General features: G+C 72.7%; 4 protein-coding genes. 2 read left to right on the forward strand and 2 right to left on the reverse strand.

The window, feature by feature from the left end; translation table 11 throughout:
• Window positions 1-145: 145 nt before the first annotated feature.
• The gene (locus ACXJKG_RS05565; protein WP_456844754.1) at window positions 146-3,175 is read right to left on the reverse strand and encodes a glycosyl hydrolase 53 family protein; all 3,030 of its coding nucleotides are present in this window, start codon (window positions 3,173-3,175) and stop codon (window positions 146-148) included.
• Window positions 3,176-3,590: 415 nt separating this feature from the next.
• Window positions 3,591-6,965, reverse strand: coding sequence for a DUF5107 domain-containing protein (locus ACXJKG_RS05570; RefSeq protein ID WP_456844755.1), 3,375 nt, complete (start codon window positions 6,963-6,965; stop codon window positions 3,591-3,593).
• A 68-nt stretch (window positions 6,966-7,033) separates the two neighbouring features.
• On the opposite strand from ACXJKG_RS05570, the gene ACXJKG_RS05575 reads away from it, so the two are divergent.
• Both ACXJKG_RS05575 and ACXJKG_RS05580 read left to right on the forward strand, forming a co-directional pair.
• Complete coding sequence (locus ACXJKG_RS05575; protein ID WP_456844756.1) at window positions 7,034-7,927, forward strand: helix-turn-helix domain-containing protein; 894 nt, start codon at window positions 7,034-7,036, stop codon at window positions 7,925-7,927.
• A 47-nt stretch (window positions 7,928-7,974) separates the two neighbouring features.
• On the forward strand, window positions 7,975-9,382 hold a 1,408-nt coding region (locus ACXJKG_RS05580; protein WP_456844757.1), incomplete at its 3' end, for a beta-galactosidase.

The following is a 9,382-nucleotide window of genomic DNA, read 5'->3' on the forward strand; positions in this document are numbered from 1 at the left end:
GCTCAGCACGCCTCATGCTGGCACGGGCGGACCGACGGCAGGCCCGGACGTGCCGGCAACCCCGCCCGGGAGAGGTCCAGGCGGGGTTGCCGGGTGCACGTCGGCGCCGTCGGAGAAGGCCGGGCGCCGACCGCGACCGTGCTGGTCAGCGCACGGTCAGCCGCAGAGGTGCCGCGACGCCACTGCCGACCCTGCTGTCGTCGCTCACGTAGACGACCCCCACGGTGTAGGTGCCCTTGGGCAGCTTCGCGAGCGTGACCGTCACGCTCCCGTTGTCGCTCGCCCGCAGGGGCACGGACGTCGACCTCGAACCGTAGGTGACCCAGACCGTGCCGGTCGGCGACGCGAAGTCCGCCGCCCGCACGGTGACGGCGACCTTGGCAGCCTGCGACGGGGTGACGCTCGCGCTCGCGAGCTGCGCAGTCACGACCGCGGGTGTCCGGACGACCGCGACGAGACCCGCCGTGGCCGAGGACCCCGCCACGACCGCGTCGCCGGAGTAGGCCACCTTGACCGCGTAGAGGCCGATCGCCAGTCGAGGCAGCTCGACCGCGAGCCGACCCCCGTCCGCCTGCGTCAGCGCGACCTCCTTGGTCGCGGTGCCGTAGGTGACCGTGACCGTCCCGGTCGGGACCGTTCCGGCCGGCACCGAGCCGACCGTCACGTCGACGACAGCGGTGGTGCTCGTCGTCACCACGATGCTGCGCACGTGCGCRGTGACCTTCGACGCGAGCGTGACCACCGTGAGCGTGCCGGCAGACGCGCTCCCGGGCGCCACAGCCGCGTCACCGGCGTAGTCCACCGAGACGGGATACGTGCCGGCGGGGAGGACGGGCAGCGGCACGGTGACGTGACCCGCGTCCGCCGCCGTGAGGGGCGCCACGACGGACTGCGCGCCGTAGTGCACGGTGACCTGGCCGGTCGGTGCGGCCGACGCGCCCGCGCCCACCGTCACCTGGACCGACGCAGCCGTCACGGTGTTCACGGTGGTCGCTGCCAACGTGGCCGTCACGGTCGGGGCCGCCAGAGCGCTGACCTCGAGGCCGGCGACGGCGCCGTTCACCAGCGCCGTCGCCGCCGCGACGTCGTCGGCGGTGGCGAAGCTCCCGGCGAGCACGACGTGCCCGACCTCCACCGCGTGGTCGAGCGCCGCGAGCGAGGCCTCCGTGTACCAGGCCCGGTGGACGGCACCGGCAGCCGCGAGCGCGGCGTCGAGCGCGGAGGTGTCGGGTGCGACGGTGCCCGTGCTCGGGGTCAGCACGACGTCGTCGAACCAGCCCCAGCCGTTCGCGGGGACGGCTCCCCCGACCGCGACGGTCACGACACCGTCGGCACCGACGACCACGTCGTCGACGGTCGGGTTCGCCCAGAGCGCCCAGCCGGTCTGCGGCATCGGCACGGACCAGGAGCCCGCCGACGTCACGGCCGAGAGGCTGACGCCACCGACCTCCGGCGCGCCGTGGTTCCACACGGAGAGCGTGTAGGCACCGGGCGCGACGCCCGTGACCTGGCGGCTCACGGAGAACGTGGCGTCGGTGGCGCTCCAGAAGTTCACGGCCATCGCGCCGCTGTGCACGTTCGCCGCCTCCTCCTTGACGTTCGCGACGTTCCAGTCGAGCGACCAGCCGGCGCCCCAGTTCTCGAAGCTGCCGTTGGGCACGACGTTGGCCGCCAGGACGGTCACGGTCGCGCGGGCCGCGTCGCCGTCGGCCGTCACCCCGCTGATCGTGTATGTGCCCGGCCCGCGGATCCACGAGGCGGAGTCGCTCCAGGTCACGGCGGTGTCCACGACGGTCTGGTCGTTGAAGGTGACCGCGACCGTGCTCGGAAGCACCACGGCCTCGCCGTCGGTGACCGTCACGCTGGGCGACTCGATCGAGTAGACCGCTCGCGGCGCGACCGCACCGGTCAGCACGTACCGGAACACCTGCAGGGACTCGAGCGGGTTCCCCGCGAAGTCGAACAGCGCCTGGTTGTCCCACTCGGAGCCGCCGTAGCGGGCGCCGGCGTCGGCGGGGTCGTACTCCGCGGCGTAGCTCGTCGCCCAGCCGKAACCGTCCCGCTCCCACAGCACCTTGTTGGCCTCGAGCGCGCTCGGGGGGCCGACCGGGAGCCACGCGGGCTCCCAGTAGAAGACGCCGATCCCGGCGTCGCCCGGCACGTCCGCGACCGCCTGCATCACGTCACGGACCTCGTTCGCCTGGCCCTGCACCGAGTACGGGTAGGCCGGGTTGGTGACCGAGCCCTCGCGGATCACGTTGACCTGTCCGTCGCCGTCCTCGAGGGTCCGCGCCCACGAGGTCTCCGCGACCATGACCTTCTTGCCGTAGGTCGTCGCGACGTCGCTGAGCACCGATGTCAGGTTGCTCAGCGTGCCGTGCCAGAACGGGTAGTACGACGAGGCGAAGACGTCGTAGTCCACGTTCCGCGCGGCGAGCTCTGCCGCGTACCCCGCGTACCTGCCCGCCGACTCGGGGTTGGTGAAGTGGAGTGCGACGAGCGCATCGGGCAGCACCTCCCGGACGGCGGCGCTGCCGGCGGAGAAGATCTGCGCCATGTCGTCCCAGCCCGTCACGCCCGCGATGCCGTTGTTCGTCTCGTTGCCGACCTGCACCATCGTGACGTCGACCCCGGCGTCCTCGAACGCCTGCAGGCTCTCCGCCGTGTAGGTCTCGACGGCGGCGGCCTTCTCGGCGACCGGCAGGCCGGCCCACGCCTTGGGGGCCATCTGCTTGCTCGGGTCCGCCCAGAAGTCGGAGTAGTGGAAGTCGACCAGCACGCCCAGGCCCGCGGCGGTCGCCCGCTCGCCGATCTCCACGGCCCGCGCGACGTCGACGTTCCCGGCGCCGTACCCGTGGCCCTGCGCGTCCCACGGGTCGTTCCACACGCGCACGCGCACGTCGGTGACGCCGGAGTCCGCCAGCACGTCGAACAGGTCCGCGACCTGGCCGTGGGTGTCCCGGAACGTGACGCCGCTCTCCTCCAGGGAGAGGGCGGTCGAGACGTCGACGCCTCGCATGAAGCCCTCGGGCATCCCCTCGACCTTCTGCACGACGATCCCGGCGTCGACCGGGCCCTGGTCGGCGGCGGCAGCCGGGAGCACGGCCCCCGGGACCGCGGCGAGGATGAGCGACGCGGAGGCCAGGTAGGCGGCGGCCCTGAGTCGACGAGGCATTGAGGACACAGCGTTGTCCCTTCGTGTCGAACGTCATCGGTCGTACGTCGTCGTCGACCGTGGTCGAGCTGGTGCTGCGTGTCGAGAACCTGCGCGATGCCGGACAGATCGAGCTGGTCACAGACCCGTGCGCGGATCCCCGTCACGAGCGTCCGGCTGTCGTGCGACGCCAGGACGACCGCACGAGATCGCGTCACCCGTGGGCCGGCTGGGTCCGTGACTCTCCGTCGCGTCGGGCCGTGCGACTGTGCACGAGCCAGACTGTGACCGTGCACAGGTTATGCATCGACGTCGACGGCGCGAAAGCCCGCAAACCGGTCCGTTACCGGACTGTGACCATGCCGGCCAAGGCTGCGGTGCGCTCCTGGTACGCGCAGCGCCGGGCCCCTTCGTCGCGTCGGACCGTGCGACCGGGCTACCGCCCCGAGCCGGCCGAGAGCTCCCGCCGCAGGTCTAGGGCCCGCAGCCGGCTGGGCTCGCGGGCGAGGACGTCGTCGAGGCCCGCGGCCGCCGCGTCGACGTCGCCCTGCAGGGCGGCGACCTGTGCGTCCAGAAGCATCGCCGTCGTCGTCTGCGCGGCCTGCAGGTCGTCCTGGAAGAGCAACAGGGTCGGCAGGGAGGTCGCGAAGTAGTCGACCGTCGCGGACGTCGACCGGAGCATCACCGCGTGGGCGGCGAGCCCGTCGACCAGGGCGTCGGCGCGGACGTCGTCGCCGAGGCGGCGTGAACCCAGCACCGCGTAGTAGGTCATCTCGGAGAACGCGACCGGAGCCATGCTCTGGAAGTCGCCCGTCGAGCGTGCGGCATGCGACCAGGCGATGCGGGCGGCGCCGTCGTCGCCCGTCGCCGCGAGCGCGTCACCGAGCACGAGGTGCAGCTGGGCGGTGTTGGCCAGCGGGTGGCGGGCCTCGCCGAGGCTCGCCACGGGCTCGAGCGCCGCGCCGACGTGCTCGAGCGCGAGCCACCCGTCGCCGTCGTCGAGCGCTCGGCGGGCGAGGGCGAGGAGCGCCTCGTCCCATGCCGAGAGGACCTGTCCCTCGCCGCCCTCCCACGGCTGGAACCGGCGGGCACGGAGGAGCTCGAGCGCGACCCCGGGCCTGCCGGTGGCGGTGTGCAGCTGGGCGAGCTCGACGGTCAGGTCGTCGCGGGCGTCGACCGCCGACCGCTCGCCCTCGAGCACCGCGAGGCGCTCCGCGGGCGTGCTGCCGGACCGCTTGGCCAGCTGGTCGCGCTCGTAGACGAGGCGGGGGTCGCCGGGGGCGACCGCGAGTGCGGTCTCGTAGTGCTGCCGCGCGGCGTCCAGGTCGGCCAGGACGTTGAACGCCGCGACCGCACGGTTGCGCCACACGACGGGGTCGCTCGGGTCCAGCTCCGTCGACGTGCACCACGCAGCGATCGCGTCGTGGTGACGACGCTGGGAGTACAGCCAGTGGCCGAGGATCGCCCAGGCCCGGGCGTCGTCGGGGTGCCCCTCGACGTGCGCCTGCAGCATGTCCACGTCGTCGAGGCGTGAGGCGAGGCAGTGCACGGCGGGCGCCGTCCGCGCCAGCTCGCGCTGCCGTTCGGCGGCCGGATGGTCGCCGGCGGCCTCGAGGATCCGCGCTGCGTGCAGGTGCGCCAGCGGCCGGACCTCGACCTGACCCAGGGCCGGCTCGGTCGCGGCCGCGGCCTCGAGCAGCCGAACCGCATCGCGCCACGCGCCGAGCGAGTCGTACTCCAGGGCGACATCGAGGAGCGTCGGGGCGTCGGCAGAGACGTCCATGCCCGTCAGGTCGCGGGTCCAGACGTCGAGCGGGTCTCGCTCGAGCGAACGCGCCAGGACTCTGTCGGCCTCGCCGTCGCGGCCGGCGCGCCGCAGCAGGGCGGCCAGCACGGCGTGGGCCTGCAGCTGGTCCGGGTCGGCGTCGGCGGCGGCACGGGCATGGTCCAGTGCTGCGGCGTCGAGTCCCCGCGCGGCGTCGAGCCGAGCCATCGCGAGGAGCGCCGCGACGCGCCACGCCTGGTTCCACCGCGCCTTGCCCCACGCCTCGTAGGCCTCATCCGCACGACCGGTGCGCGCCAGCACCTGGCCGAGGCGGAACATCGCCTCACCGTCGGCCGGGTTCGTGTTCAGACGGGTCTGGCGTGCCAGCGCCGCGCGCAGGTGCTGCTCGGCCTGCGCGTACTGCCCGGCCCGGTAGCGCCGTCCGGCCAGCGCGAGGTTCGAGCGGTAGTCGCCCTCGTCGCGACGCACGGCCTCGAGCCAGTACGGCTCGGGCGACCGTGTCGCGTGCCGGTACTGGTCGAGGTGCACGCCGATGAGGTAGAGCTCGTCGACGGACGGGACGTCGGCGGGTGCACCCGGCTCCTGCGCAGGCTCGGGCATGTCGAGGTCGCTGTGCGCCGCACGGGGTCGCCACGCGATCACCTCGGCACCGCCGTGCTCGACGACGAGCGTGAGGTCCTCCGGAGCCCAGACAGCGTCGAGGTTCACGTCATGCACGATCGGACGATCCGGACCCGAGTCCACCTCGACCTGCCACAGCGTCGCGCCATCGGGTCCGGTCAGGCGCACGGCGACGCCGACGCGGACCTGGGTCATCGCGACGGCGACCCGCGCGACGGTGGTCGCGGTGCCCTGCGTGACGTCCAGACGGACGGCCGCCTCGAGGTTGGCCTGGTGGACGGGACCGGTCTCCTGGATCGGGTACCAGTACTGGCTGAACGTCTTCGTCTCGCCCGGTGCCAGGAACGTGAAGTCCGGCTGGTTGTCCGTGAAGACGCCGGCCATCAGCTCGACGTAGGGCCCGTCGGTGTCGGTGAGGTTCGCGTCCCACGCCCTGCCGAACGCGCCGGTGCCCCAGGTCCACTGCTTCTTGCCGGGAGCCACCTGGTGGTCGGCCCAGTGGACGAAGCCTGCCCGGCGGCCGTGGTCGTAGCCGCCGAAGAAGTCGTCCTGCGTCCCGAGCGCCATGTACGACGTCGGCACCGGGATGTTGCGGTACCAGTCGATCCGGTCTCCGTCGGGGTGCTCGCCGTCCAGACGGGCCCGGTAGTCGATCCCGTAGTACGGGCGGTCGGCCGCGGGGAACGCCGTCACGGCGCGCTTGGCGTGGTCGGCGACGGCGTGCACGTCGGTCGGGAAGAACGACTGGTAGTCGTCGTTCACGGCAGCCGCGACGTTCGCCCACCAGAGGAACGTCTGCACCTCGTCGGTGCGGTTGAACAGCCTGGCGCGCAGCTCGATCACCGAGGAGTCCGGGCGCAGGCGGACACCGTGCATGCCCTTCATCCGGGCGAACGGGTCGTGGTCCGAGCACCACACCGTGACGGCGCCGTCGGCCTCGTGCTCGATCGAGGCCTCGACCGGGAGGAACGTCGCGGGGCGGTGGTGCTGGGGCCAGTTGAACTCGACGCCGCCCGAGAGCCAGGGCCCCGCCAGCCCGACGAGTGCGGGCTTGATGACGTTGTTGCGGTAGAAGAAGTCGTACCCGTTGGAGGTGTCCATCCCGACGTGGATGCGGCCGCCGAGCTCCGGCAGGATCATCAGCCGGATCCACGGGTTCTCGAGGTGGATCGCGTCCCAGTCGTGGGGTGCCTTGGTGGGGCTGATGCGCTCGTGGAACGGCAGCGGGTACACCCGGCCCGACGAGCCCTGGTAGACGCGGTTCTCGAGGAACGCCGGGTAGCGGTCCGCCGGGTCCGGCAGGTACGTGTCGATCGTGACCGGCTGGCGCCACGCGGCGACGGCCTGACCCGCGAGGTGAGCGGGCACGGCAGGGAGGTCCAGACGGGACTCGTCGTCGAGCATGGGCACGACGCTACGTCCCGTCCGCATGCTGCAGAATGGGCGTTCTCCCGAGCCACATGGACGAATCGATGATCGAGACCCTGGACGCGCCACCCCGCCGGCGGGAAGGCTTCCCCGGCCAGCGGATGCGCGTGCTCCCGCGCCCGCTCGTGGCGCAGGCCCTCCGGACCGCACCTCTGTCGCAGCTGCTCGTCACCGACGTCGGATACTTCCCGCGCGCGTCGACCCACGGCCGCGTCCGCACGAACGGGGCCGCGCAGCACATCGTGATCGTGTGCGCGGCCGGCCGGGGGTCCTGCACGCTGCCGTCGGGCACGCACCAGGTGAGGGCGGGCCAGGCGCTCGCCATCCCCGCCGGCCTGGCCCACCGGTACGAGGCCGACGTGGACGAGCCCTGGACGATCTGGTGGATGCACCTCGTCGGCCAGCAGGTGCCCGACCTGCTGGCGGCGATCGGCGCGACGCCCGACCAGCCGGTCTTCGGCCTCGGCGACCCGGCCCGCGTCATCTCCCTCGTCGACACGATCATCCGGCGGATGGAACGCGACGAGACGACGGCGAGCCTCCTGGCGTCCGCCGGTGCCGCGTGGCACGCGATGGCGCTCCTGGCGGCCGACCGTCGAACGATCGGCCGTCAGCAGTCAGACCCGGTCGCAGCGACGATCGAGCACCTTCGCGCGAACCTCTCCACCCGCATCTCCCTCGCCGACCTCGCGGGGATGGCCGGGCTGAGCGTCTCGCACTACTCCGCCCTGTTCCGGCAGGCCACGGGCTACGGCGCGCTGGAGTACCAGACCCGTCTGCGGATGGGCACGGCCCGCGAGCTCCTCGACACCACCGACCGGCCCATCGCGTCCGTGGCCTCCCAGGTCGGGTTCAGCGACCCCCTCTACTTCTCCCGCCAGTTCCACCGGATCCACGGGATGAGCCCGACCGAGTACCGCTCGCACGACAAGGGCTGAGCGACGGCATACTCAGCGACGAATCCAGGCTTGCTCCAAGGAGAGACATGACCAGCGCCGTTCGCCCGGGCACCCTTGTGGCGCCGCACCACCTCACCGTCGTCGCTCCGACGGCACCGCGCCGCGGCCACCTGAGCGTCGGCGAGCCGCCTGCGGGCGACGACCGGATCGAGGTGACCAGCAGGTGGGTCGAGCGGGGTGGCATCCCGTGGTTCCCCATCACCGGCGAGATCCACTACTCGCGGGTCCCCCGCAACCGCTGGCGTGACGTCCTGGGCCACGCCCGGGCGGGCGGGCTGACCTCCGTGGCGACCTACGTGCTCTGGCAGGCCCACGAGCCCGAGCCCGGCGTCTTCCGCTGGGACGGCCAGCTCGACCTGCGCGCGTTCATCCAGGAGGCCAGGGCGCACGGCCTCGACGTCGTCGTCCGGCTCGGTCCCTGGGCCCACGGCGAGGCACGGTACGGCGGCTTCCCCGACTGGCTCGTCGAGCGCGAGCTCGCCACCCGCACCAACGACCCCGGGTACCTCGACCTCGTGCACGCCTTCTACGCGCAGGCCATCGCGCAGCTCCGTGGTCTGGCGCATGCGGACGGCGGGCCCATCGTCGGCGCACAGGTCGACAACGAGCTGTACGACCAGCCGCAGCACCTCGCCCGGCTGCGCGAGCTGGCCGAGGAGCTCGGGCTCCGGGTCCCGATCTGGACGGCGACCGGCTGGGGCGGTGCGCAGGTCCCCGACACGCTGCTGCCCGTGTACAGCGCCTACTCCGACGGCTTCTGGGACGACGAGCAGACGGAGTGGCCCGAGTTCTCGGCGTTCCACTTCCGGTACAGCCCCGTTCGCGACGACCTGTCCGTCGGGGCGGACCTGCGCGAGGCTCTCGACGGGATCAGCCTCGACCCCGACGCGGTGCCGTTGAAGGACGACGACGCCGTGCCGTTCGTGACGTGCGAGCTCGGCGGCGGGATGCACGTCGCGTACCACCGCAGGCCGATGGTGGCCCCCACCGACGTCGCCGCACTCGCGCTCGCCAAGGTCGGCAGCGGCTCGATCTGGCAGGGCTACTAYATGTACGCCGGCGGGACGCAGCGCACGGGTGCCCACGGCTCCGAGCAGGAGTCTCACGCGACCGGCTACCCCAACGACGTCCCACGCGTGACCTACGACTTCGCCGCCCCGATCGGTGAGCACGGCCAGATCCGCCCCCACCACCACTACCTGCGCGCCCAGCACCTGTGGCTCCAGCACGACGGGCACCGCATCGCCACGATGGCCACGACGGTCGGAGGCGGCAGCGCCGACCCGGAGATCCTTCGGTGGGCCGTGCGGTCCGACGGTCGCAGCGGCTACCTGTTCGCCTCGACGTACCAGCCCGCGAAGGCAGCGCTGCCGGCACAGAACGACGTCCAGCTGATCGTGACACTGGACGGGGGGGACGTCACGGTGCCCACAC

This window comes from Cellulomonas sp. P5_C6, from assembly GCF_054049635.1.

Bases quoted from the DNA above. Each gene is read 5' to 3' on its own strand.
- ACXJKG_RS05570 (WP_456844755.1), bottom strand. From the start codon at position 6,965: ATGCTCGACGACGAGTCCCGTCTGGACCTCCCTGCCGTGCCCGCTCAC.
- ACXJKG_RS05575 (WP_456844756.1), top strand. From the start codon at position 7,034: ATGATCGAGACCCTGGACGCGCCACCCCGCCGGCGGGAAGGCTTCCCC.